Below are 22,395 nucleotides of genomic sequence, written 5' to 3'. Positions count from 1 at the left end.
CATTCTTGAAATCAATATGAACTATTGATCACATTCTATTGAGCGATGGCGTTCGAATGGGGATCATCGATGCACCCACGAGACGCAGCCCTCCACGGGCGGCACAGGAGACAAGAACATGGACGACACATCGGCGGTCTTCCCCCGGAAGATCCATTGGGAAAGCCAGGGCACCAGCCGCATTCCCTTCATGGCCTACACAGAGGCCGACCAGCACCGCCAGGAGCTGGAGCGCTTCTTCTACCGCAAGCACTGGAGCTACGTCGGCCTCGAGGCCGAGATTCCGCAGGTCGGCGACTTCAAGCGGACCGTGGTCGGCGAGCGCTCGGTGATCATGGTGCGCGACGCGGAAGACTCCATCAGCGTCGTCGAGAACGTATGCGCCCATCGCGGCATGCAGTTCTGCCGCGAGCGGCACGGCAACCGCAAGGACGGCGGCTTCACCTGCCCCTATCACCAGTGGAACTACACGCTCACGGGCGACCTGCAGGGCGTGCCCTTCCGCCGCGGCGTGAAGCAGGACGGCAAGGTCAATGGCGGCATGCCCGCCGACTTCAAGACCGCCGACCATGGCCTCAACAAGCTCAAGGTGGCCAGGCGCGGCGGCGTGGTCTTCGCCTCCTTCGACCCCGAGGTCGAATCGCTCGAGGACTTCATGGGGCCCGAGATCCTGGGCTACTTCGACCGGCTCTTCAACGGCCGCAAGCTCACCATCCTCGGCTACAACCGCCAGCGCATTCCGGGCAACTGGAAGCTCATGCAGGAGAACATCAAGGACCCGTACCACCCCGGCCTGCTGCACACCTGGTTCGTGACCTTCGGGCTCTGGCGCGCGGACAACAAGTCGGAGCTGAAGATGGACCGGCACCACCGGCACGCCGCCATGATCTCCACGCGCGGCGCGAGCGGCAAGGCCGACCAGGTGACCCAGGTGTCGAGCTTCAAGGAGAGCATGAAGCTCAACGACGACCGCTTCCTCGACATCGTGCCCGAGCCCTGGTGGGGCGGCCCGACGGCGGTGATGATGACGCTCTTTCCCAGCGTGATCCTGCAGCAGCAGGTCAACAGCGTCTCGACGCGCCACATCCAGCCCAGCGGCCCCGGCGCCTTCGACTTCGTGTGGACGCACTTCGGCTTCGAGGACGACACCGAGGCCATGACGCAGCGCCGGCTGCGGCAGGCCAATCTCTTCGGCCCCGCGGGCTTCGTCTCGGCCGACGACGGCGAGGTGATCGAGCTCTCGCAGAAGGGCTTCGAGCAGAAGCCCTTCCACCGCACGCTGGCCGAACTCGGCGGACGCGAGGTCGGCGACACGGACCACATGGTCACCGAGACGCTGATCCGCGGCATGTACGAGTACTGGCGCAAGGTGATGGAGGCTTGAGATGGACTTCCAGGACTACTTAGAGCTCTCGCAGCTCTACGCCAGCTACGCCCATGCGGTGAGCTCCAGCCAGTGGGAGCTCTGGCCCGAGTTCTTCACCGAGGATTGCAGCTACCGCCTGCAGCCGCGCGAGAACCACGAGCGCGGCTTTCCGCTCGCCACGCTTTCGTTCGAGAGCAAGGGCATGCTGAAGGACCGCGTCTACGGCATCCGCGAGACCCTGTTCCACGACCCCTACTACCAGCGCCACGTCGTGGGCTCGCCGGTGGTGCGGAAGGTCGAGGCGGGCCGCATCGAGTCGGAGGCCAACTACGCCGTCTTCCGCACCAAGCTCTCTGAACTCTCGACGGTGTTCAGCGTGGGCCGCTACATCGACGTTGTCGTGCGCACCGAACAGGGCCTGAAGTTCGCCTCGCGCCAGGTCATCTACGACAGCGAGATGATCCCCAACTCCGTCATCTACCCCCTGTGAAGCGAAGAGAAAAACCATGAGCGATGGATCCAACACCGGCTGGACGGATGCCGCGAACTTCGACGACGTGCCCGCCGACGACGTCATCGGCCTGGTCGTCGAAGGCCGCGACCTGGCCCTCTACAACGTGGACGGCAGCATCTACGCGACCGACAACATCTGCACGCACGGCCACGCCCGCCTGTGCGAAGGCTTTCTCGAAGGCCACGAGATCGAGTGCCCGCTGCACCAGGGCAGGTTCGACGTGCGCAACGGCGCGTCCACCTGCGCGCCGGTGACCGAGGCGATCCGCTCCTACCCCGTGAAGATCGAGGGCGGGCGGGTGTTTCTCTCGCTGGGCTGAGCTGCCGCGGAGAAGCCATGAGCAAGCAAGACGGCACGATCGCGATCGTCGGCGCCGGCCAGGCCGGCGGATGGGCGGCGCAGACGCTGCGCGCCGAGGGCTTCGGCGGCAGGATCGTGCTGATCGGCGACGAAAGCCATCGCCCGTACGAACGCCCTCCTCTGTCGAAGTCGGTGCTCGCCGGAGAAGCCCCTGCCGAGACCACGCGCCTGCAGAAGCCCGAAGCCTTCGATGCGCTGAACGTCGACTGGCGCCCCGGCGTGAGCGCGACGCGCATCGACCGGACAACGAAGCAGCTGCACCTGAGCCACGGCGAGCCCGTCCGCTACGACAAGCTGATCCTGTGCACCGGCGGCCGGGCACGGCGGCTGGCCATTCCGGGCGCGGACCTGCCCGGCGTGTTCACGCTGCGAAGCATCGACGATGCCGCCGCGCTGGGTGCGGCGCTCGTCGCCGGCAAGCGGCTGCTGGTCATCGGCGGAGGGTGGATCGGCCTGGAAGTCGCGGCGACCGCCCGCGGGAAAGGACTCGACGTCACGGTTGCGGAGGCCATGGAACGGCTGTGCGAGCGCACCGTGCCGCCGGAAATCTCCGGCTACCTGCTGCGGCTCCATGCCTCGCACGGCGTTCGCGTCGAGCTGGGTACGGGCATCGAGCGGCTGGAGCAAGGAGCGGATGGCGAGAGCCTGAAGGCGACGCTGAACGATGGGCGAACGCTTGCCTGCGACGTGGTGCTGGCCGGCATCGGCCTGGTCGCCAACGACGAGCTGGCGCGAGAAGCGGGCCTCGCGTGCGAGGGCGGCATCGTGGTCGATTCGCGGTGCCGGTCTTCCGACCCCGACATCCTTGCAGCGGGCGACGTGGCTGTCTGGCATTGCGAGCGCGCCGGGCGCCGGATGCGGCTGGAATCGTGGCAGAACGCCCAGGAGCAAGGCATGGCGGCCGCGCGCTCCGCCCTCGGCATCGAGGTGAACCACCAGCCGCTCCCGTGGTTCTGGTCCGACCAGTACGGCATCAACCTCCAGATATTCGGCATGCCGGCGCCGCGGCACCAGACGGTGGTGCGCGGCAACCCGGAGAGCGACAGCTTCGTCATGTTCTTCCTCGACGGCGACAAGGTGGCCGCCGCGCTCGGGCCGAACTCGGCGCGCGACCTGCGCTTTGCGCGGCGGCTGATCGAGCGCGGCACCGGCGTCGACCCGCTGCAGCTCGCCGACGTCGAGCTTCCGCTTTCCAGACTTTGAACGGTCGAAGGACCGGGCCGATCGCACGAAAGACGCGCCACGGCTCACGGCGTCTCCTCAACGCGGCGGGCTCTGCACCGTCGCCGCGACGATGCGGCGCACGACCGGCAGCACCACCAGCAGCGACGGAAACGCGACCAGCCACGAGACGCCCCAGGTCGACATCCACATCCGCAGCAGCCCCTCGGCGAAGCCCATGCTCCTGAGCGTGGCGATGCCGGCCACGATGCACGACATGAAGATCGACAGCAGCAGCGGCATGACGATGGCCGCGTAGCGCGCGGGCAGCTTTCCGATGTTGCGGCTCATGATGCGGCCAGCTCGCCGATGTATTGCGCCAGCGTGCGCGGCGGCCGGCCGAGGATGGCCTCGAGCACGAGGGCGTTGCCGCCCAGCCCGTGCGTCGCATAGTGCGCGTGCACCTTCGACAGCAGCAGCAGCTGGCGCGCGTCGTAGGGCGGGCGCGTCAGCTCGGCCCAGTCGTCGAAATCGATCTCCCGCGCCGCCACCGGCCGGCCGAGCGCCTCGCCCGCCATCGCGACGATCTCCCTGCGGTTGAAACGCCCGGGCGCGCACAGCTCGAACGAGCCGTAGGCGAGCCGGTCTTCGGTCAGCGCGATGGCCGCGACCTCGGCGACGTCGCGGTAGTCCACGCGCGCGATCCGCGTGTCGACCGGATAGGGCTCGGCGAAGACGCCGTCACGCACGATGCCGGGCCACGCGCCGCGCAGGTTCTGGAAGAAGTTGGCCGGATGCAGCAGCGTGTATTCGAGCTCGGATTCGAACAGCGCGGTCTCCACCGGCACCTTGCTCGCATGGTTCGCGAGCGTGCCGTGCGTCGGCTGGATCACCGACGAGAACACGAACTTGCGCACGCCCGCCTCCTGCGCTGCGGCGACGAGGTTGCAGCCCATCCGTGCCTCGTCCGGCTGGAAGGCGGGGCCGATGTGGAATACGCCGTCCGCGCCTTCAGCCGCGCGACGCAGGCTCGCCGGATCGCGCAGGTCCGCGACGACGGCCTCGGCCGCGCCGTTGTCGACCGCCTTTTGCCGGCCTCGCTCGTCGCGCACCAGTGCGCGCACCGTGGCGCCGCGCCTGGCCAGCTCGGGCACCACGAGCCCGGCAACGCGGCCGGTGGCGCCGACCACCAGCACCGTGGGTCTATGTTCTTCCATGGATGATTCCTCGATCAATCAGTGAGTGAGCGGCACCGGGCCGCGGTGTCCCAAAGATACGAACGGACCCGGCGCGCGTGAATGCGCGGCCACCGCCAAAGACCTTCATCCAGATCGGAAGAATCCATGGACCAGATTCAGGACATCCGCGCCTTCGTCGCCATCGTCGAGCTCGGCAGCCAGAGCGCGGCGGCGCGCCAGCTGGGGCGCTCGGTGCAGTCCATCAACCGCTCGCTGAACGAGCTCGAGCGAAGCCTCGGCGTGCAACTGATCCGGCGGACCACGCGGCAGTCGTCCACCACCGAGGTAGGCCTGGCCTACCACCGGCGCGTACAGGCCGCGCTGGCGGAATTCGACGCGGCCGCCGAGGATGCGAGCACCCAGTCGAGCGCGCCCCGCGGCCTGCTGCGCGTGGCCGCGCCCGTGCAGTTCGCGCCGGCCTTCGTGGTGCCGCTGATCGGCGCGTTCATGCAGCGCTATCCGGGCATGGAGGTGGAGCTCACCGCCTCCGACCGCTTCGTCGACCTGATCGAGGGCGACATCGATCTCGCGATCCGCATCGGCGAACTGCCCGACTCCGAACTGGCGGCGCGGCGGCTCGGCGAGCTGCGGCTCGTGGTGTTCGGTGCGACCGACTACTTCGAGCGACACGGCCGCCCGCGACGACCCGAGGACCTGGCCGAACACCAGTGCCTGGTGCGCACGACGCACGGCAACGATGCCAACTGGCCGTTCACCATCGAAGGCCGGCTGCGGCGTGTGAAGGTGTCGGGGCGCTTCAGGTCCGACAACACGGCCGCGCTCTATGCGGCGGCCACCGGCGGCCTGGGACTCTGCTTCACGCCGCTGTGGCAGATCCGCCATCTGCTCGACGGCGGCGGTGTCGAGCTGGTGCTGACGGAGTTCGAGTCACCGAAGACTCCGGTTCACGCGGTATGGCCTTCGGCCCGGGGCAGCTTCGCCCGCGCGAAGCTGTTCGCGGATTTCGCGGCCGAGAACCTGCCGTCGCTGGGACTCGCGGCCTAGGGCAATGCAACTCGGGCATCACCTGCCGGTGCGCGCTCGCCGCCGGCCGGCCTGCAGCTCCCTCTCGGTGAGCACGTACTCCGAGCGATCGCCGAGTCGCTGGACCGCAAGGTCGATGAACGCGCGTGCGCGCATCGGCTGCGAAGACCTGCTGCCGAAGTACACGAAGTAGTTGGCGTAGTTGGGCATGTGGTCGACGAGGACGGGGACCAGCTGGCCCGAGCGGATATAGGGCGCGGCCGTCACGCCTGCGAGCTGGCCGAGCACCTTGCCCGCCAGGACGGCCTGCAGTTCGAACAACTCGTCGTTGCTGCAGATCGCCGGCACGACGGGCTGGTCGACAGCCTGGTCGCCGATCCTCACGCGCCATGGAAGAACCTTCCCCGTGCTCGGATGCCGATAGGCGCTGCAGCGGTGCGAGGCGAGGTCAGCCAGGGAGTCCGGCACGCCGTGCCGCTGGAAGTACGACGGTGCCCCGCAGATCGGCAACTGCACGGGAAACAGCCGCCGCGCGATGACCCCTTCATGGGGTGACGGCCCGAGCCGGAAACCCACGTCGACACGGTCCTCCACCCAGTTGCCGATCCGGTCCTCCAGCAGCACGTCGGGCTGTATGCCCGGATGCAGGTCGCAGAACTCCTCCACCAGACGCCAGAGAATCGGCTGGAACGTCGTGCGCGGCCCCGTGATCCGGAGAGGGCCGGCGAACTCGTCCTTCGCGGTCCTGGCCGTCTGCAGCGCCCGCTGCATTCCCAGCACCGAGGGCTGCACGTCTTCGAACAGACGTTGCCCCGCATCGGTCAGCGACATCACGCGCGTCGTGCGATGGAACAGGCGCGCATCCAGATGCGCCTCCAGCTGGGCCAGCGCCTTGCTCGCCGCCTGGGGGCTGATGCCCAGCGCGAGCGCCGCCTTGCGCAGGCTGCCCAGCTCCGCCGCCTTGATGAAGGTCGTGATGGACCGAAGTTCGTTGATCGCCATGAAGGGGTTCCTCTTCCGCGGCATTGTCATCATTTCGATGCCAATCAATCAACCCGGATGTCACTATTCAGATGCCAGTGGCCTGCCTAAAGTTCGACCCAGCGAACTATCGAAGGCAGCCACTCATGCAACACGTCACCCTGAACAACGGACTCCGGATGCCCATCGTCGGCTACGGCGTCTTCCAGATTGCGGACGCCGACGAGTGCCAGCGCAGCGTCGTCGACGCCATCGAAGCAGGCTACCGGCTGATCGACACCGCCGCCTCCTACATGAACGAAGAAGCGGTAGGCAAAGGGCTGCGCTCCAGCGGCGTCGCGCGCGAACAGCTCTTCGTCACCAGCAAGCTCTGGGTCCAGGAGACCGGCTACGAGCGCACCCGGCAGGCCATCGAGAAGTCCCTGCGCCGGTTGCAACTCGACTACCTGGACCTCTACCTGATCCACCAGCCCTTCGGTGACGTCCACGGTTCATGGCGCGCCATGGAAGAGGCCTGCCGTGCCGGCAAGCTGCGCGCCATCGGCGTCAGCAACTTCCACCCGGACCGCCTGATGGACATCAAGGCGTTCAACGAGATCGCGCCGGCAGTCAACCAGATCGAAGTGAACCCTTTCCAGCAGCAGCTGGAAAGCATCCCCTTCATGAACGACATCGGCGTTCAGGCCGAAGCCTGGGCTCCGTTCGCCGAAGGGCGCAACGGCCTCTTCCAGAACGAGGCGCTGCTGGCCATCGCCGAGCGGTACGGCAAGTCGGTCGGGCAGGTCGTGCTGCGGTGGCTGGTGCAAAGAGGTGTCGTCGCCCTGGCGAAATCGGTGCGCAAGGAACGCATGGCCGAGAACATCGCCATCTTCGACTTCGCGCTCGACGACGCCGACATGGCTCGCATCGGGGCGCTCGACACCGACACGAGCAGCTTCTTCTCGCACCGCGATCCGGCCATCGTCAAGTGGATGTCCGAACGCAAGCTGGACATCTGAGCAAGGGCCATGAACGTCGTCGACACCCCCACCCCTTTGCCGGGCCGGAAGGCCGGCACCGTGCTGGCGATCATCGTGGCCAGCTACCTGATGATCGTGGTGGACATCTCCATCGTCATCACGGGCCTGCCTCGCATCCAGGCAAGCCTCGGCTTCAGTGCCGCACAGCTTTCGTGGGTGACCAATGCCTACACCCTGGCCTTCGGCGGCCTGCTGCTGCTGGGAGCGCGCGCGGGCGACATCATGGGCCGACGGCGCATGTTCGTCGTCGGGCTCTCGTTGTTCACGCTGGCATCGCTGGCGATCGGCGTGGCCCCGTCGGCAGCCTGGCTGCTCACGGCCCGCGCCATCCAGGGCGCCGGTGCCGCCGTCCTGGCCCCTTCGACCCTGGCGCTGCTGTCGACGCATTTCGCCGAAGGCCCCGCGCGCAACCGCGCCCTGTCCATGTACGCCGCGGCGGCCGGCGTGGGGGCCACGCTGGGACTGGTGCTGGGAGGCCTGTTCGCAGACCTGGTTTCGTGGCGCGCCGGCTTCTTCATCAACCTGCCCATCGGCCTGCTGCTGATCGTCGCGGCCTGCCGGCACATCTCGGAGACGCCGAGGCAGGCAGGCCGTTTCGACCTGGGCGGAGCGGTCAGCTCCACCCTGGGAATGACGGCGCTGGTCTACGGGCTGGTGCGCGCGGCCGACGCTGGATGGGCCGACGCCCGGGCACAGGCCGCACTGGTCGGCGGTGTCCTGATGATTGCCGCATTCGTGTGGATCGAGCGCCGCGTCCGCCAGCCGATCCTGCCCCTGCGCCTGCTGGCGAGCCGCGCACGCGCGGGTGCCTATCTCGCCCGCATGCTCTTCCTTGGCGGTGCCGTCGGCTTCTGGTTCTTCTCCACGCAGTTCCTGCAGGGCGTGCTGCACCTGCGGCCCCTGCAGGCAGGCCTCGCTTTCCTGCCCGTCACGCTGCCCAACTTCGCTTCGGCCATGGCCGTTCCCAGGCTGGCCCGGCGCTTCGGCAACGAGAAGCTGCTTCTCGTGGGCTTGCTGCTGGGTGTCCTTGGCCTGCTGTGGCTGGGGCTGGCCGATGCCCACTCGAGCTACTGGATGCACGTTGCGCCACCCATGCTCCTCATCGGCCTGGGCCAGGGCCTGCTGCTGGCACCGCTGACCGCTGCAGGCGTGGCGGGGGTCGCTCCCGAAGACGCCGGTGCGGCATCGGGAATGGTCAACGTCGCACATCAGCTGGGCGGGGCCCTGGGGCTGGGCTTGCTGGTGCTCGTCTTCGCGAGCGCGGCGCCCCCCGCCGCGCACGACAGTGCCGCGGCTCTTGCCCACAGGATTTCAGCGGTCATGAACACAGGCGCCTTGCTGCTCGGGCTGGCGCTGCTCGTGTCCTGGGCCTTCATCGTCTTGCCGCGCCGCGGCGCTCAATCACAGCCACAGCCACAGGAGGCGCTCTCGTGAAATCACTGCTTTGCATGGCCATCAGCGGCGCGGCAGCTGCCGCCGGAGCGCAGGCTCCCGCCGATGCCGTCGCGCCGCCGATCGTGGAGGTGCGCAGGGCGTCGTCCTCGCCGGTCGCCACAGGCGCAACGGAGAACTTCACCGGCATCGCGCGCATCAGCTCGCCGTTCCAGGCGCTGCCGCCCGGAAGAGCCAGCGGCGCAACGGTGAGCTTCGAGGCGGGGTCTCGCACGGCATGGCACACCCACCCGCTGGGGCAGACGCTGATCGTCACGGCCGGGCTGGGCATGGTGCAGCAGCAGGGGCAAGCCGCCCAGGCCATCCGTCCCGGCGACGTCGTCACCATTCCCGCCAATGTGCGCCACTGGCATGGTGCCGGCCCCGACGGCGCGATGACCCATGTCGCCATCGCGGAGAAGGAAGATGGCATCTCGGTGACCTGGCAGGACAAGGTCTCCGACCAGGACTACCGGGCCGCCCTGGCCAGCGCCGGTATTGGTGCTGCCGCCGGCGACACGCCACGGGCGGCGGCACGTGCATATCCCCGGTCCGAAACGCTGTCTGCCAGGCAACAAGCCCTTCCGCTGATTGCCGCGTTCACTGCAACCAGCGACATGCCCAGGCTCAACGCCGCGTTGAATCGCGGCCTGGATGCGGGGTTGACCCTCAGCGAGGCCAAGGAAGTTCTGGTGCAGTTGTATGCCTACGCGGGTTTCCCCAGAAGCCTCAACGCGCTCGGCGAACTGCTGAAGGTCGTGGAGACGCGCAAGCAGCGAGGCATTCACGACGCGCAGGGCCGGGAGGCCGCTCGGGTGGTTGCCGCGGGCAATGAACTGGTCTCGGTGGGACGGGCGAACCAGACCGAGATTTCCGGCGGGCCGGTTCAGGGCGCCGTGTTCGAGTTCGCGCCCGTCATCAACCAGTTCCTGCAAGCTCACTTGTTCGGCGACATCTTCGAGCGCGACAACCTCGACTGGCAAAGCCGCGAGCTGGCCACTGTCGGCGCGCTCGCTGCAACTCCGGGCGCGCAGGCGCAGTTGCGCTCGCATATGCGGGCGAGTCTGCGCGTGGGCTTGAGCGCCGCGCAGTTGCGGCAACTGACACAAGCGCTGGCCGACGGGGTCGGTCCCGAAGTCGCCGGTCGCGCGAACGAAGCGCTCGTGCAGGCACTTGCTGCCGCATCGAAGGATGGAACATGAGCGCCATCCGCACCCTGTTGAGCGCAAGCATCGCCACGACGTGCCTGCTGACCGGTTGTGCCATGCATCGCGGCAACGTCTCGGGCCCGCTGACGATCCAGGCCCAGGGGAGCTTCGCCGTCGGCGGCACGGTCCTGAAGACTCCCGGCAGCTACGACAACAACAAGCCGGCTGCCGCGGGCCAGAGCTTCCACGGCGATCATCTCTACGCCTTCTATCAAGTCCCGCAGAACCCGAAAGCGTTGCCCATCGTGATGCTGCACGGCGCCTTCCAGTCGGCACGCAGCTGGGAGAGCACCTCGGACGGCCGCGAGGGATTCCAGACCTTGTTCCTGCGCCGCGGCTTCCCGGTGTATCTGGTCGATCAGCCGCGGCGCGGGCGCGCCGGCAACAGCACCATCGCGACAACGATCGAGCCGACGCCCAACGATCAGCTGTTCTTCGACCAGTTCCGTATCGGCAAATGGCCGAGCTACTTCGACAACGTGCAGTTCGACCGCAAGCCGGAGACCCTCGAGCAGTTCTTCCGCTCGGTCACGCCCAACACCGGCCCCTACGACGCCGCCGTGATTTCCGACGCCATGTCGGCACTGTTCGCGAAGACCGGCCCGGCGATCCTGTTCACGCACTCCCAGGGCGGTGGGCCAGGCTGGCTGACGGCGATCAGGAGCCCCAACGTCAAGGCCATCGTCGCGTTCGAACCTGGCAGCGGCTTCATCTTTCCGCAGGGCGAATTGCCGCCGGCAATGCCCAGCGCTGCCGGCACGCTGGCGCCCGAGGCGGTGTCGCAGGCGGAGTTCGAGAAGCTCACCCGCATTCCCATCGTCATCTACTACGGCGACAACTTCCCCGTGGAGCCGACCCCGGAGCGCGGCCAGGACAACTGGCGCGTGCGGCTGGCCATGGCACGGCTCTGGGTGGACGCCGTCAACAGGCACGGTGGCGATGCACGCCTGGTGCATCTCCCGGAGATCGGGGTTCGCGGCAACACGCACTTCCTGATGTCCGACCTGAACAACGTCGAGATTGCCGAACTGGTGTCGAAGTTTCTGGCCGAGAAGAAGCTGGATTGATTGCTCTTGCCCAGCCGCACGGTGCGGCGAGGCTGCATGAAGAACTGGAGTTTGAATGAATCACGAAACCGTCGACGAAAAGAGGCGCGAGTTCCTCGGAACCTCTGCGCTCGTCCTCTCGATCGCAACCGCTGGAGTCTCCGCAATGACCATGCCCCTTTCCGCAGTCGCCGCCGACTACAGGAAGAATCCCTTCACGCTGGTGTACGACGGCGCCATCACGGCCAACGAACCCGGCAAGGTCAACATCCACCCGGTGAAGTACAAGCTCGACGGCCTGGACATCGTCGCCAACGTCTACACGCCTGCGAACTTCGATCCGAAGAAGAAGTACGCCGCTGTCGTCGTCGCGCACCCGAACGGCGGCGTGAAGGAGCAGACGGCCGGCCTGTATGCGCAGCGGCTGGCGGAGTCGGGCTACGTCACCATTGCCGCCGATGCCGCATACCAGGGCGGAAGCGGCGGGCAGCCGCGTTCGGTGGACAAGCCGGCGAACCGCATCGAGGACATCCATGGCATGGCGGACTTCATCACCGCCTATCCGGGCGTCGATGCCGAACGTCTCGGCCTGCTGGGGATCTGCGGCGGTGGCGGCTATTCGCTGTCCGCGGCAAAGACCGACAAGCGATTCAAGTCGGTCGCGACGCTCAGCATGTTCAATTCGGGCCGTGTGCGTCGCAACGGCTTCGCCGATTCGCAAATTGCCACGATCCAGCAACGCCTCAGGCAGGCTTCCGACGCGCGCGCCCGGCAAATGGCAGGGGGAACGCCTCTTTACTCAGGCGATGCCGACATGACCGATGCGCAGATCGCTGCACTGCCCTTCGAGATGTACCGTCAGGGCTACGAGTACTACTGGCGGACGCACGCCCATCCCGGCTCCACCTTCAGGTACACCACGAGCAGCCTGCTGGACCTGATGCGTTGGGACGCGACCGACCAGATCGAGCTGATAGAGCAGCCGCTGCTGATGATTGCCGGCAGCAAGGCCGACAGTCTCTACATGACCGAGGAAGCGTTTGCGAAGGCGACGGGTGCGAAGAGCAAGGAACTGTTCAAGGTCGAGGGCGCCACGCACATCGAGACCTACTGGGTTCCCAGGTATGTGGACACCGTGGTTGGCAAGCTGGCGCCGTTCTACGCCAAGAACCTCTGACGACCGGCGGCGAATGAGGGCCGCATGGCTCCCCTGGTACCTTCAGGGGGCCATCTTTCCGCCGGCCCGTCGGACTCTTTTCGATCGCATTTCTTATCCGGGTGAACTCTTCGGCTGGCGCTCGGCCCTTCTCGTCGCTGTGGCCTTGAAGTGCTGAAGAAAGCAAGAGTCAACGCTTCGGAGAGTCCGACGGTCCGAGGGAAGCACCCGCTCAAGTGCGCAGCCCATACTTGAGTGCTCGTGTGCTAGCCCTTCCTGGCCCAGGCGCTGCACCAGCCTTTGGCACTCACCTGTTTCCCCGCGAACAGCGCGCAATTTCCCTGCGCCTCCGTTGGCTTGGATTGCCAGAGTGCGCAGCCGTTGCACAGCTGCGCGTTGTCGTGCTTCGGGTATTTCCTTGCGTCGGCCTTGGCCGAGTCTGCGACATATCCGAGGGCTGCGGCCTGCGGGTCCTTTTCATCGAGCAGTGCCTGCGCAAACGAACTGGAGGCGCAAGCGACCGCCCCCGTCGCTGCAAGCGTCAGCATGAAAATGCGACGATCGGATTTCATCGTGGATCTTTCATCGTGTGTGTGAGATGGGCGCCGAGTTCTCCGGCGCTGCATTGCGCTCGCTCAGACCTGCCAGTACGAGAACACCGGTTGCCAGGAGCGTCGCGATGCAGAACCCGAGAACTTGCAGAGCTGTGTTCAACGTGATGTTCATTGGAGCCTCGTGACAGGTAATTGATGGAGCCTGCGGTCATTCTTGAATGAGCGGCTGTACGCGGCCTTGCGCAAGATCAATTGCGCAAGGGCCGGGAGGTGATCCGGGCGCCGCGTCGACGGGCCCGACTTCGTACAACAACTGCCCGTGGATGCCGACCAGCGAAAGCGCCTGCGTCAGTACCGCGACAAGGCTGGGTGCGCAAAGCTGCGGCAACTGTTCGAATGCGGCCCAACGGAATCCGTCCACCTCGGGACGCCGTCGCCCGTGGCGATCCGTATAGAAGCTGGAGCAGACGCAGGACTTCGCCTCGAAATGACGCACCAGCACCGCAAAGAGCCAGAGATCCTTGCCCCTGCGATAGGGAAGAAGTCCGATCTCCCTCAGCTGCGCGGGCAACAGCCGCAGGCCGCACTCCTCGAACGCCTCGCGCACGGCAGCCTGTGCGCCCTGCTCCTGCCCTTCCCGGATGCCCTTGGGGATGTCCCAGTACCGGCTGTCGCTCGCATGGCAGAGCAGCAGTCGGCCCGCCGGATCGAGCACGAGAACGCCGCAGCTGATCGATCTTTCCATCGCGAGAGCCTCAGGGGGTCGACACTGCGCCGTCGCTCGCGTGCCGTGCAATCGGGGCATGCGGCGAGCTGCGCGGAAGGATCGGCACGTAGCTTCTTGCCGACCCGCGCACGACCAGCAGCGCGACAGTGTCGCTGTCGCGGACGGTCCGTATCGCCGCGTCGAAGTCCGCGAGGTCGGCCACTTCCACGTCGTTGACCGCGACCAGCATGTCGCCGTAACGCAGCCCCGCAAGCTGGGCCGAGCCCGACACCGATTGCACGTAGAGCCCGGGCGGCGGCAGGCTGATGCCGAGCACGCCCTTGCGCTGCGCGAGCTCAAGCCCGAAACGCGTTTCCTGCATGACGGCAGGCCCGGCCGGCCGAGGCCTGACGTCCGGCTGGTTTTCCGCCACGCCCACCTGCACCGTCAACGCAGCCCTGTGGCGCCAGATCTTCAGCGCAATCCGGCTGCCCTTGCGCGCTGCCGCCACGCGATTCTGGATGTCGGCGTAGCTCATAGCGACATCGCCCCCGACGGCCAGCACCACGTCGCCGCTGCGAAGCCCCGCTTCCGCGGCCGGGCTGTCCGCGTCGACCCGCACCACCAGCGCGCCCAGCGCGCCCAGCGCGGCGCCGAGGCCGAAGGCCGGCGCCAGTTCGGCGGTCAGCGGCTGGGTGCGCGCGCCGATGTGCCCTCGCCTCACGTACCCGGCCGTGCGAAGCTGGTCCGCGACCTGCATCGCCGTGTCGATGGGCAGGCTGAACGACACGCCGAAGTACCCGCCGCCGGGTGAATAGATCATCGAGTTCAGGCCCACCACCTCACCCCGTTCGTCGAAGAGCGGCCCACCCGAGTTGCCTGGATTCAGCGCGACGTCGGTCTGTATCAGCGGCACCCCGCTTCCCCCGGGCACGTAGCGCGGATTGGCGCTCACCACGCCCGCGGTCACGCTGCGCTCGAAGCCGAACGGGGCACCCATCGCTGCGACCCACTCGCCCGGGCACAGTTCGCTGCCGCGGCCGAGGACGACGACCGGCAGGCCCGTGGCGGCAACTTTCAGCAGGGCCACGTCGGAGAGACGGTCGGCCCCCACCACTTCGGCATCGAAGCGGCGCTGGTCGGCGGTGGCGATGGAGATCGACCGGGCGCCGCTCACCGCATGCGCACTGGTCAGGATGTATCCGTCTCTGTCCACGATGAACCCCGACGCGAAGCCGCGCCCCCAGCCCCTTTCCCACGGCGTCGAGGGCCGCGTGTCGCCGGCAACCGGCCGCTCGCCGCCGTTTTCCGTGACCATGATGCTCACCACCGCGGGCGACTGCCGCGCCGCGGCCGCCGCGAAATCGACCGCCTGCGACTGCGGCCTCCCGCGCTCCAGGCACGATCGCGCCTGCGACCACGCACTCGTCTGGCCCGTCAGCACGAATGCGGCGACGGCAGCGACGATCAAGCCTTTCGCGACGGTCGCGGCGCTCATTCAGCGCACCAGCAGGACGGGCACCGTGCACGCAGCCAGCACCTTGGTGGCGACCGAGCCCAGCACCAGGTTCGTCAGGGCGCCATGTCCCCGCGAGCCCATGATCACGAGATCGAACTGGCCCTTCTGCGCGAACGCGGCGATCTCCTCCGCGGGGTGCCCGATCCGGTGCTCGAAGCGCGCCTCGATGCTGCTGCCGGCCAGCAGTGCACGCACGGGTTCGAGCACGATGCGCGCATCGTCCTCGTAGTAGCCGTGCACGATCTCCGGCCCCGCGAAGGCAGCGGCGCGATGCGGCACGGGCAGCACCACATGGAAGACCGTGAAGGCATGGCCCGCGTTCGCCCACTCCTTGTGCCTGGCCAGGTAGGAGAGCATGCGGGTCGTGTAGTCGCTGCCGTCCACGGCGAGCAGGATTTTCATGATGGTTCCTTCGGCGGGATATGTCCCGGTGCCCCGATGGTCCTCGCGCCCCCGGCCCCGGGCCTTGCGCTGCATCAAGGATCGAAGGCCCGCGGCGCGCCGGCACGCCATGGGCGGCCCTTGATGCAGCGCAAGCCCGTGCCGCCCTGCGCTGCCTACATTGGTTGCCATCAACCCAGCAGAGGCAGCCATGAACAACGTCCTTGTGATCGTCTATTCCTACACCGGCACTTCGCGCCGGGTCGCGGAACTCCTGTGCAGCCAGCAGAACTGGCAGCTCGCGACCGTCACCGAGGTGCGTCCCCGCAGCGGCGCCATGGGCAGCCTGCGCTGCGTGCTCGATTCCATCCTTCGCCGCCAGCCCGCCATCGGCTACGACGGCCCTCCTCCCGGCGACTTCGACGCAGTGGTGCTCGTCTCGCCGATCTGGATGCTGAGGCTCGCCGGCCCCATGCGCAGCTTCGTCGCCCGCCAGCGCGGCAGGCTGCCCGACATCGCCGTGCTCTCGGTCATGGGAGGCCAGGGGGCACCGAACGCGGCGGCCGAGATCGCCGACATCCTGGGCCGCGCTCCCATCCTGAGTTCCTCCGTCACGATGCGCGAGGTCGACGACGGCAGTTGTGCCGCGCGACTGCAGGCCTTCGGCACGGCCGTCGGAAGCGCCAGGAACCCGCAGGCAGTGGCCCGCCCGGCCACGCTGTCGCCGCAGTCGATCTGAGAACGCCGCAACCGGGATCGACGTGACCGTTCCTCTGCTCCAGGCTGGCGCGATGCACCGCACCGCCCTCACCGCTCGCTTCGCCTGTGCACTCGTCGCCGGCGCTTGCCTGCTCGGCGCCTGCGCCGCGCCGGGGTCCACGCCGACACCGGCGCCCCCGGTCACGGCCGGAAGTGCAGGGCCGACGCCACCGCCTGGCTTTTCTTCGCTGGTCGCAAGCCGCGGCGCATCGGTGGTCGACATCGCCACGCTGCGCGTCGGGCGCGACGAGAACCCACAGGACATCGAGCTCGAGATAGCACCGGAGCGCGACTTCGCCGACCGGCTGGCCTGGCCCCTGCCGGCGAGCGCACGAATCAGCCAGATCCGCGACCTCGCCTCGGGCGTGATCATCCGCGACGACGGGCTGATCCTCACGAGCGCCCACGTGGTCACGAACATCGACGAGGTCCAGGTCCGGCTCGACGACGGCCGCCGCTTCACCGCGCGCGTGGTGGGCGTCGACAGGCGCACCGACGTGGGCCTGCTGAAGATCGACGCGACGGCCCTGCCGGTGGCCGTCATCGGCGATTCCTCGACGCTCGGCCCCGGCGACTGGGTGGCCGCCATCAGCTCGCCCTTCGGCTTCCATGGCAGCGTGACGGCGGGCGTGGTCAGCGCCATCGACCGCGTGATGGGCGGCGCGGGCGAGATCCCGTTCATCCAGACCGATGTCGCCATCAACCCGGGCAGCTCGGGCAGCCCCCTGTTCAACAGCCGGGGCGAAGTCGTGGGCATCAACTCGATGATCTACAGCGGCAGCGGCGGCTACATGGGCCTTTCGTTCGCGGTACCGATCAACCTGTCGATGCGCATCGCCGACGAGCTGCAGGCGCACGGCACGGTGCGACGGTCCTACCTCGGCGCGGAGTTCCAGGAAATGACACCCGCGCTGGCACAGTCGTTCGGCCTGCCGGCGGCCACGGGGGCGCTAGTCGTGCGCGTCGAGGCCGGCAGCCCGGCGGAGGCGGCCGGCCTGGCGCAGGGCGACGCCGTGCTGGCCCTGGACCGCAAGCCGCTCGCGCGCTTCATCGATCTTCCGCGGCAGATCACGCAACGCCCTCCCGGCAGCCGCCTGCGGCTCGAGGTGTGGCGTGAAGGCGCCGCGCGCATCCTGCAGGCGACGCTGGCGGCCCAGCCGGCCTCCGCAGCGACGACCTTCTCGGCCGCGCCATCCGAGTGGAAGGACGGCCTGGGCCTGAGCCTGGCCGACATCTCCCCCGCGCAGCGACTGCAGCTGCGCATGGAAAGCGGGCTGATGGTGCGCGAGGCCGAGGGCCTCGCGCGCAGCGAAGGCATTCGTGCAGGCGACGTGGTCGTTGCCCTGAACACCACCAGGCTGTACCGCGCGGACGACTTCAGGCGGGCCCTGGGCCGGGTGCCGGCGGGAAACACCGTGGCGCTGCTGGTGATGCGCGACCAACGGCTCGCCTACGTGGCAATCCGGCTTCCGGCCTCGCGCCGAGACCGCTCCTGATCGGCAAGCGAAAACGACACCCACCAGCAGTTTCCCCATCGCAAGGACAACACGCCATGAGACACCTCGACACCGCAGACCGCCGCGCACTCGGCCAGCAGCTCGAACTGATGAAGCGGCAGGTTCTGGAAGAACTCCGCGCCTCGGCCCCCACGGCCGAACTCCTCTCGGCAGGGGCCGACCGCGAAGTCACCACGCATGCCGACGAAGCCGAGACCGAACGCGCCGCCGACGTGCACCTGGCCGAGATCGAGATCGACCGCACCAGGCTGGAGGAAATCGAACTCGCGCTCGCACGCCTTTCGGACGGACGCTACGGGGTCTGCGAAGACTGCCGCGCGGAGATTCCACGCACCCGGCTGTTCGCCCAGCCCACGGCCATCCGGTGCGCGGCCTGCCAGACGGCGATGGAAGCCCACCACCGGCGCTGAAGCCACCGGAGCCGGAAAGCCTCCCCCGAGCCGCGCCGGCCTACAGGGCCGGCCCCAGCCCGATGGGGGCCGGAACGATGTTGACGATGCGCGTGAAGAGCGCGTTGTACTCGAGGTCCGGCACATGCCCGGTCATCGGGTCGCGGTTCTGCGCGAAGGCCTCGTCCAGTTCTCGCCAGTCGTCCTCGGTCAGCACGCGCTCGGCCAATGGCAGGATCTCCCGCTCCTCCTGCGCCATGTGGTCCAGGTAGAAGTCGACGTACTCCCCCACCGTGCGCTCGAAGTCCTCGCGCCTCGATTCGCCGAGCATCTCGAACGCGAGCAGCGCGTGCTCCACGTTGCGGATCCTGCGCTCGCCCTTGGCATGGTCGCCGTCGAGCTTGTCGAGCAGGTCGCGCGAGATCGGCGTCCTGGCGCGCAGCTTCGGGAACAGCAGCTCCGTTTCCTTGCGGTGATGGCGCTTCTCGGGAAACTCGTCCACGTAGAAGAGCATGGCCCTGAGCGTCGCGAAGTCGGGCAGCGTGCCCTTCTTGCGGTGCTGCTCGAGCAGCATGACGATGGAGCGCAGCATGGCGGCAAGCGCGGCATGCTCCTGGCGGATGATGCGGATGGTGGCGTGGGGCATGTAGGTCTTCCTGTGCATGCCCCGAGGGTCGCTCTTTCATGGCGAGCGGGCTTGATCAATGTCAAGCCGCGCGCGCTTCCTCTCCGGATACTGGACCGGTCCAATCAACAGACCGGAGTCGTGCCATGTACCAGCGAATTCTTGTTCCCATCGACGGCAGTTCCACGTCCGCCCGCGGCCTGGCCGAGGCCATCCAGCTCGCGAAGCTCACGGGCGGGTGCCTGCGGGTGGCGCATGTCATCGACGAGCTGTCTTTCGCCCTGGCGATGGATGCGTATGCGGGCTACGCGGGCAACTGGCTCGAGGAGCTGCGCGGCAACGCCAGGAAGCTGCTCGAGGACGCGCGCTCCAAGGCTTCGGCCGAAGGCGTCGAGGCCGACATCGTGCTGCTCGACAGCCTCAAGGGCACCGTTCACGACCAGGTCATCGCCGCGGCACAGGCCTGGAAGGCCGACCTGATCGTCATCGGCACCCACGGCCGCAGGGGCATCGGCCGCTGGGTCATGGGCAGCAGCGCGGAGCACATCCTGCGCATGTCGCCCGTGCCGGTGCTGCTGGTGCGCGCACCCGAGAGCGCGAAGACGGAGCATGAGCGCTTCACCCTGCCGAGCGGAGAGCTGGCCAGCCAGTGACGGGCAATCAGCGCGGCCCCTCTACGGTCGCTGCGAGCCAGCGGGCTGCGAGCAGGGCCATGTCCACCGGCTCTTCCGTGGAGACCTCGATGGCCGCCGCCCGTTCGTCGGCCTCCAGCGGTTCGTGCCACGCCAGCTGGCGCTCCAGCACCACGGGCCCGGCTTCGGATGCATCCGCACCGGTCGCGTCCCTTTCGGCTACGCGGCGGCGCAGCGTGGCCGGCGAGGCGCTGCAGTCCAGGATCGTGAAAGGCACGCGCAACTCCGTAGCCAGGGCCTCGAAGCTGCGCCGCTCGGCAGCGCGCAGGAAGGCCGCATCCACGATCACCGGATAGCCCGCCAGCAGCGCGTCGCGGGCGCACGCATGCAGCCTTTCGAAGGTCTTCCTGGTGGCATCGCTGCCGTAGATGTCGAGCCCGTGTGCGGCCGAGCGCGCCAGCGGGGCCAGGCCGTACAGGCGCTTGCGCTCCACGTCCGAGCGCACGCGCACGGCACCGGTGGCGCACAGCAGCCGCAGTGCGACGCTGGACTTTCCCGAACCAGAGAGGCCGTGCGCGATCATCAGGCGGGCTCCCCCTTCAGGTTGCGCCATCAGCCGTGTCGCGCACGCCAGGTAGTCGGGGCGGGGGCCTTCTGCGGCAGCCGCCGCTGGCCCCAACCCCGAGGCCATGGCCCGCACCAGGGCCCTGTAGACCTCGTAGAAGCGCAAGACCTGCAGCCCCGGATAGTCGCCGACGTGCTGCAGCCATGCATCCAGGAAGCGCGCCGCGAGGTCGCCGCGGCCATGGGCCTTCAGGTCCATGGTGAGGAAGGCGACGTCGCTCATGACGTCGATCCAGCGCAGCGCCGGATCGAACTCGATGCAGTCGAAGGGCGCGAGCGCGCCGTCGACCAGCACCACGTTGGCCGTGTGCAGGTCGCCGTGGCATTCGCGCACCGCGCCGCCCTGCTGGCGGGCGATCCAGGCCATGCGCAACGCATCGCCCTGCTCGCCGATCCATCTGCCCAGCTCGGCGAGGGCGACGACGCAGCCGTCGCCCTCGCGTGCCTGCGCATGCGCCTGCAACGCGGCCAGCACGTCGGTCGCCGTGCGAGCGATCAGGTCGGGACTTCCGAAGCCCGACAGCGGTGCTGCCCGCTCCGCCTCCCGGTGCAGCGACGCCAGCCGCTGCGCGAAGCCGTCGAGCAGTGCCGGCTGCAGCGCGTCCGCGACCAGCAGGTTGCGCAGAAGCGAGGACTCGGCAAAGCGCCGCATGCGCACCACATGGTCGATCGGCTCTCCCTGGCCTGCGATGCGCGGCGCCTCGCGCGTGCCGCAGACCGGCGCCACGTCGATGTACAGCGATGGGGCAAAGCGCCGGTTCAGTCGGAGCTCCTCCTCGCAGAAGTGCTTGCGGGCCTCGACGCTGCCGAAGTCCACGAACGGCAGGCGCACCGGCTTCTTGAGCTTGACGGCCAGCGCATGCGTCAGCAGTACCCAGGAGATGTGCGTCTCCACCAGCGCCACGGGTTGCCCTGTTTCTCGCTGGAGTTCATTGCGCAAGGCGTCGACGAGCGTGGTGTCCATGAGGGCGCAGGGAAGTGGCGAAACGACGAAAGGACGAGTTGGCGCCGCCCGCGCCCGGCGCGGCTCAATGCGCGATCAGGACCGGCACCGTCATCTGCGCAAGGATCTGCTGCGTCACGCCCCCCAGTATCCGCTCGCGCAGGCGCGAATGGCCGTAGCCGCCCATCACCAGCAGCTCGGCGCCCAGGTCGGCGACCCTCGACAGCAGCGCATCGGCGATGCCTGTCTCGGTCACTTCCGACTCCGCGCGCGCCTGCACGCCGTGGCGCAGCAGGAACTGGATCATGTCGGGCAGCAGCCGCCGCTGCGCGTCTTCCTCGTCGCGCGGATGGCGCAGCGACAGGAGCGTGACTCGCGCGCCGCGCAACGCCGGCAATGCCGCATGCATCGCCACCGCCGCCTCGCGCGAGCCGTCCCAGGCCACGACGACGCCCTTCGGCACGCCGGAGAACTCGCCCACGGACGGAACGACCAGCACCGGCCGGCCCACGTCCATCAGCACCTGCTCGGCGAGGCCGTGCACGGTGGTGTCCCCACGGTTCGAGCCGTCGCTCTGCCCGATCACCACCAGGTCGCTCGCGTGCCCGTGGCGCACAACGGCGTCCACCGTGAGGCCGTCGACCAGTTGCACCTCGTACGACAGCGGCCCGGACGCGGCGATGCCCTGCCTGAACTCCCGCGCGATGCCCTCGGCGCGCCGGCGCAGGTAGTCGGCGGACTCGGCGATGTAGTCGGTCATGCCCGTGGCGATGGCACTGGCGGGAATCACGCCGTCGTAGAGGCCCGTGGGAATCAACCCGGTGAGGTGGCTCTCGTGCGAACGCGCCCACCGTGCCGCCAACGCGGCGCGCTCGGGGCAGCGGGTCGATGGGTCCAGGTGGACGAGGATGGTTCTGAAGTTCATGGATGGCCCCGCAGGGTGGCGCGCCGCGTCCCGGCGCAGGAATCAAGATCGGATGGATGTTGGGCGAATGCCGGGTGGATGCTCGCCCGCCTAGCCGTCCAGCGGCACGCCGCCGCCGAAGCGGCAGATCCATTGGTCCACCAGCTCGTGCTGTGCGGCGGCTGTTCCGCGCCACCAAGCTGCGAGGATTTCCCACTGCCCCAACTGCGCCAGCAGGACGCTCCTGGCGACGGCCATCTGCCAGCTCGTCGCCGCCTGAAGGTATCGGGCGCCCAGGGGCTCCGGTGTCGCCGGAATTGTCGAGAAGGAATCGTTGGTCATGCGAAGCGTCTCCAGGGTCGGGGATCCACAAGGGGT

25 protein-coding genes are annotated in these 22,395 nt (G+C 68.1%); 14 read left to right on the top strand and 11 right to left on the bottom strand.

What is annotated here, in order from left to right; translation table 11 throughout:
• Positions 1-118: 118 nt before the first annotated feature.
• From EJP69_RS10695 to EJP69_RS10680, 4 genes are read left to right on the top strand one after another with little or no spacing between them, the layout of a single operon-like run.
• A complete protein-coding gene (locus EJP69_RS10695; protein ID WP_126469979.1) occupies positions 119-1,384 on the top strand; it encodes an aromatic ring-hydroxylating dioxygenase subunit alpha in 1,266 nt (421 codons plus the stop codon).
• Between the two features lies 1 nt (position 1,385).
• Positions 1,386-1,856, top strand: a complete 471-nt coding sequence (locus EJP69_RS10690; protein ID WP_126469977.1) for an aromatic-ring-hydroxylating dioxygenase subunit beta — start codon at positions 1,386-1,388, stop codon at positions 1,854-1,856.
• 16 nt (positions 1,857-1,872) lie between these two features.
• Positions 1,873-2,199 (top strand): non-heme iron oxygenase ferredoxin subunit, encoded by a 327-nt coding sequence (locus EJP69_RS10685; protein ID WP_126469975.1) that lies wholly within the window; start codon positions 1,873-1,875, stop codon positions 2,197-2,199.
• A 17-nt stretch (positions 2,200-2,216) separates the two neighbouring features.
• On the top strand, positions 2,217-3,443 hold the full coding sequence (locus EJP69_RS10680) for an NAD(P)/FAD-dependent oxidoreductase (protein WP_126469973.1): 1,227 nt from the start codon (positions 2,217-2,219) through the stop codon (positions 3,441-3,443).
• Positions 3,444-3,500: 57 nt separating this feature from the next.
• Here EJP69_RS10680 and EJP69_RS10675 read toward each other — a convergent pair whose 3' ends face one another.
• Positions 3,501-3,752 carry a DUF2798 domain-containing protein gene (locus EJP69_RS10675; RefSeq protein ID WP_126469971.1) on the bottom strand — a complete coding sequence of 84 codons (252 nt, stop codon included), beginning with the start codon at positions 3,750-3,752 and terminating at the stop codon, positions 3,501-3,503.
• Positions 3,749-4,618, bottom strand: coding sequence for an NmrA/HSCARG family protein (locus EJP69_RS10670; protein WP_126469969.1), 870 nt, complete (start codon positions 4,616-4,618; stop codon positions 3,749-3,751). Before EJP69_RS10670 ends, EJP69_RS10675 begins: the two co-directional genes overlap by 4 nt.
• A gap of 126 nt (positions 4,619-4,744) precedes the next feature.
• On the opposite strand from EJP69_RS10670, the gene EJP69_RS10665 reads away from it, so the two are divergent.
• Complete coding sequence (locus tag EJP69_RS10665) at positions 4,745-5,644, top strand: LysR family transcriptional regulator (RefSeq protein WP_126469967.1); 900 nt, start codon at positions 4,745-4,747, stop codon at positions 5,642-5,644.
• A gap of 18 nt (positions 5,645-5,662) precedes the next feature.
• On the opposite strand, the gene EJP69_RS10660 is transcribed toward EJP69_RS10665, so the two are convergent.
• Positions 5,663-6,625 (bottom strand): LysR family transcriptional regulator, encoded by a 963-nt coding sequence (locus EJP69_RS10660; RefSeq protein ID WP_126469965.1) that lies wholly within the window; start codon positions 6,623-6,625, stop codon positions 5,663-5,665.
• A gap of 125 nt (positions 6,626-6,750) precedes the next feature.
• On the opposite strand from EJP69_RS10660, the gene EJP69_RS10655 reads away from it, so the two are divergent.
• From EJP69_RS10655 to EJP69_RS10635, 5 genes are all read left to right on the top strand, one after another.
• Entirely contained in the window at positions 6,751-7,602 is an 852-nt protein-coding gene (locus EJP69_RS10655; protein WP_126469963.1) for an aldo/keto reductase, read from the top strand.
• Between the two features lie 9 nt (positions 7,603-7,611).
• On the top strand, positions 7,612-9,057 hold the full coding sequence (locus EJP69_RS10650) for an MFS transporter (protein WP_126469961.1): 1,446 nt from the start codon (positions 7,612-7,614) through the stop codon (positions 9,055-9,057).
• Positions 9,054-10,256, top strand: coding sequence for a (R)-mandelonitrile lyase (locus EJP69_RS10645; RefSeq protein WP_206169313.1), 1,203 nt, complete (start codon positions 9,054-9,056; stop codon positions 10,254-10,256). Before EJP69_RS10650 ends, EJP69_RS10645 begins: the two co-directional genes overlap by 4 nt.
• Complete coding sequence (locus EJP69_RS10640; protein ID WP_206169312.1) at positions 10,253-11,329, top strand: alpha/beta hydrolase; 1,077 nt, start codon at positions 10,253-10,255, stop codon at positions 11,327-11,329. Before EJP69_RS10645 ends, EJP69_RS10640 begins: the two co-directional genes overlap by 4 nt.
• Before the next feature lie 151 nt (positions 11,330-11,480).
• Entirely contained in the window at positions 11,481-12,485 is a 1,005-nt protein-coding gene (locus EJP69_RS10635) for an alpha/beta hydrolase (protein ID WP_420824216.1), read from the top strand.
• 245 nt (positions 12,486-12,730) lie between these two features.
• Here EJP69_RS10635 and EJP69_RS10630 read toward each other — a convergent pair whose 3' ends face one another.
• From EJP69_RS10630 to EJP69_RS10615, 4 genes are all read right to left on the bottom strand, one after another.
• Positions 12,731-13,036, bottom strand: a complete 306-nt coding sequence (locus EJP69_RS10630) for a high-potential iron-sulfur protein (RefSeq protein WP_176947386.1) — start codon at positions 13,034-13,036, stop codon at positions 12,731-12,733.
• A gap of 190 nt (positions 13,037-13,226) precedes the next feature.
• Positions 13,227-13,763 (bottom strand): NUDIX hydrolase, encoded by a 537-nt coding sequence (locus EJP69_RS10625; RefSeq protein ID WP_126469957.1) that lies wholly within the window; start codon positions 13,761-13,763, stop codon positions 13,227-13,229.
• Between the two features lie 10 nt (positions 13,764-13,773).
• Complete coding sequence (locus EJP69_RS10620; RefSeq protein WP_126469955.1) at positions 13,774-15,222, bottom strand: trypsin-like peptidase domain-containing protein; 1,449 nt, start codon at positions 15,220-15,222, stop codon at positions 13,774-13,776.
• Positions 15,223-15,645, bottom strand: a complete 423-nt coding sequence (locus tag EJP69_RS10615) for a universal stress protein (protein ID WP_126469953.1) — start codon at positions 15,643-15,645, stop codon at positions 15,223-15,225.
• Between the two features lie 190 nt (positions 15,646-15,835).
• Here EJP69_RS10615 and EJP69_RS10610 point away from each other — a divergent pair, with 190 nt between their 5' ends.
• The 3 genes from EJP69_RS10610 to EJP69_RS10600 are packed head-to-tail and all read left to right on the top strand — an operon-like array spanning position 15,836 to position 18,310.
• A complete protein-coding gene (locus EJP69_RS10610) occupies positions 15,836-16,363 on the top strand; it encodes a flavodoxin family protein (protein ID WP_126469951.1) in 528 nt (175 codons plus the stop codon).
• 52 nt (positions 16,364-16,415) lie between these two features.
• Positions 16,416-17,879: a trypsin-like peptidase domain-containing protein gene (locus EJP69_RS10605; RefSeq protein ID WP_126469949.1), complete on the top strand. Its 1,464-nt coding sequence runs from the start codon at positions 16,416-16,418 to the stop codon at positions 17,877-17,879.
• 56 nt (positions 17,880-17,935) lie between these two features.
• Positions 17,936-18,310: a TraR/DksA family transcriptional regulator gene (locus EJP69_RS10600; RefSeq protein ID WP_093196473.1), complete on the top strand. Its 375-nt coding sequence runs from the start codon at positions 17,936-17,938 to the stop codon at positions 18,308-18,310.
• 40 nt (positions 18,311-18,350) lie between these two features.
• Here the strand turns inward: EJP69_RS10600 and EJP69_RS10595 are convergent, their stop codons facing one another.
• A complete protein-coding gene (locus EJP69_RS10595; protein ID WP_093196475.1) occupies positions 18,351-18,935 on the bottom strand; it encodes a hemerythrin domain-containing protein in 585 nt (194 codons plus the stop codon).
• A 125-nt stretch (positions 18,936-19,060) separates the two neighbouring features.
• Here EJP69_RS10595 and EJP69_RS10590 point away from each other — a divergent pair, with 125 nt between their 5' ends.
• Positions 19,061-19,567 carry a universal stress protein gene (locus EJP69_RS10590; RefSeq protein WP_126469947.1) on the top strand — a complete coding sequence of 169 codons (507 nt, stop codon included), beginning with the start codon at positions 19,061-19,063 and terminating at the stop codon, positions 19,565-19,567.
• A gap of 7 nt (positions 19,568-19,574) precedes the next feature.
• Here the strand turns inward: EJP69_RS10590 and EJP69_RS10585 are convergent, their stop codons facing one another.
• From EJP69_RS10585 to EJP69_RS10575, 3 genes are all read right to left on the bottom strand, one after another.
• Positions 19,575-21,134 carry a bifunctional aminoglycoside phosphotransferase/ATP-binding protein gene (locus EJP69_RS10585; protein ID WP_126469945.1) on the bottom strand — a complete coding sequence of 520 codons (1,560 nt, stop codon included), beginning with the start codon at positions 21,132-21,134 and terminating at the stop codon, positions 19,575-19,577.
• Between the two features lie 64 nt (positions 21,135-21,198).
• Positions 21,199-22,038 carry a universal stress protein gene (locus EJP69_RS10580; RefSeq protein WP_126469943.1) on the bottom strand — a complete coding sequence of 280 codons (840 nt, stop codon included), beginning with the start codon at positions 22,036-22,038 and terminating at the stop codon, positions 21,199-21,201.
• Between the two features lie 90 nt (positions 22,039-22,128).
• Positions 22,129-22,359, bottom strand: coding sequence for a hypothetical protein (locus tag EJP69_RS10575; RefSeq protein WP_093196483.1), 231 nt, complete (start codon positions 22,357-22,359; stop codon positions 22,129-22,131).
• Positions 22,360-22,395: the final 36 nt, after the last annotated feature.

Source organism: Variovorax gossypii (assembly GCF_003965815.1).
GTDB classification, from domain to species: domain Bacteria; phylum Pseudomonadota; class Gammaproteobacteria; order Burkholderiales; family Burkholderiaceae_C; genus Variovorax; species Variovorax gossypii.
The sequence above is the reverse complement of the archived record's forward strand: the minus strand, read 5'-3'. Positions and strand labels throughout refer to the sequence as shown.

Coding starts and splice junctions, on each gene's coding strand:
- EJP69_RS10690 (WP_126469977.1), top strand. CDS start 1,386: ATGGACTTCCAGGACTACTTAGAGCTCTCGCAGCTCTACGCCAGCTAC.
- EJP69_RS10685 (WP_126469975.1), top strand. CDS start 1,873: ATGAGCGATGGATCCAACACCGGCTGGACGGATGCCGCGAACTTCGAC.
- EJP69_RS10590 (WP_126469947.1), top strand. CDS start 19,061: ATGTACCAGCGAATTCTTGTTCCCATCGACGGCAGTTCCACGTCCGCC.
- EJP69_RS10640 (WP_206169312.1), top strand. CDS start 10,253: ATGAGCGCCATCCGCACCCTGTTGAGCGCAAGCATCGCCACGACGTGC.
- EJP69_RS10625 (WP_126469957.1), bottom strand. CDS start 13,763: ATGGAAAGATCGATCAGCTGCGGCGTTCTCGTGCTCGATCCGGCGGGC.
- EJP69_RS10680 (WP_126469973.1), top strand. CDS start 2,217: ATGAGCAAGCAAGACGGCACGATCGCGATCGTCGGCGCCGGCCAGGCC.
- EJP69_RS10580 (WP_126469943.1), bottom strand. CDS start 22,038: ATGAACTTCAGAACCATCCTCGTCCACCTGGACCCATCGACCCGCTGC.
- EJP69_RS10610 (WP_126469951.1), top strand. CDS start 15,836: ATGAACAACGTCCTTGTGATCGTCTATTCCTACACCGGCACTTCGCGC.
- EJP69_RS10620 (WP_126469955.1), bottom strand. CDS start 15,222: ATGAGCGCCGCGACCGTCGCGAAAGGCTTGATCGTCGCTGCCGTCGCC.
- EJP69_RS10660 (WP_126469965.1), bottom strand. CDS start 6,625: ATGGCGATCAACGAACTTCGGTCCATCACGACCTTCATCAAGGCGGCG.
- EJP69_RS10575 (WP_093196483.1), bottom strand. CDS start 22,359: ATGACCAACGATTCCTTCTCGACAATTCCGGCGACACCGGAGCCCCTG.
- EJP69_RS10675 (WP_126469971.1), bottom strand. CDS start 3,752: ATGAGCCGCAACATCGGAAAGCTGCCCGCGCGCTACGCGGCCATCGTC.
- EJP69_RS10585 (WP_126469945.1), bottom strand. CDS start 21,134: ATGGACACCACGCTCGTCGACGCCTTGCGCAATGAACTCCAGCGAGAA.
- EJP69_RS10665 (WP_126469967.1), top strand. CDS start 4,745: ATGGACCAGATTCAGGACATCCGCGCCTTCGTCGCCATCGTCGAGCTC.
- EJP69_RS10635 (WP_420824216.1), top strand. CDS start 11,481: ATGCCCCTTTCCGCAGTCGCCGCCGACTACAGGAAGAATCCCTTCACG.
- EJP69_RS10670 (WP_126469969.1), bottom strand. CDS start 4,618: ATGGAAGAACATAGACCCACGGTGCTGGTGGTCGGCGCCACCGGCCGC.
- EJP69_RS10630 (WP_176947386.1), bottom strand. CDS start 13,036: ATGAAATCCGATCGTCGCATTTTCATGCTGACGCTTGCAGCGACGGGG.
- EJP69_RS10595 (WP_093196475.1), bottom strand. CDS start 18,935: ATGCCCCACGCCACCATCCGCATCATCCGCCAGGAGCATGCCGCGCTT.
- EJP69_RS10615 (WP_126469953.1), bottom strand. CDS start 15,645: ATGAAAATCCTGCTCGCCGTGGACGGCAGCGACTACACGACCCGCATG.
- EJP69_RS10650 (WP_126469961.1), top strand. CDS start 7,612: ATGAACGTCGTCGACACCCCCACCCCTTTGCCGGGCCGGAAGGCCGGC.
- EJP69_RS10655 (WP_126469963.1), top strand. CDS start 6,751: ATGCAACACGTCACCCTGAACAACGGACTCCGGATGCCCATCGTCGGC.
- EJP69_RS10605 (WP_126469949.1), top strand. CDS start 16,416: ATGCACCGCACCGCCCTCACCGCTCGCTTCGCCTGTGCACTCGTCGCC.
- EJP69_RS10600 (WP_093196473.1), top strand. CDS start 17,936: ATGAGACACCTCGACACCGCAGACCGCCGCGCACTCGGCCAGCAGCTC.
- EJP69_RS10695 (WP_126469979.1), top strand. CDS start 119: ATGGACGACACATCGGCGGTCTTCCCCCGGAAGATCCATTGGGAAAGC.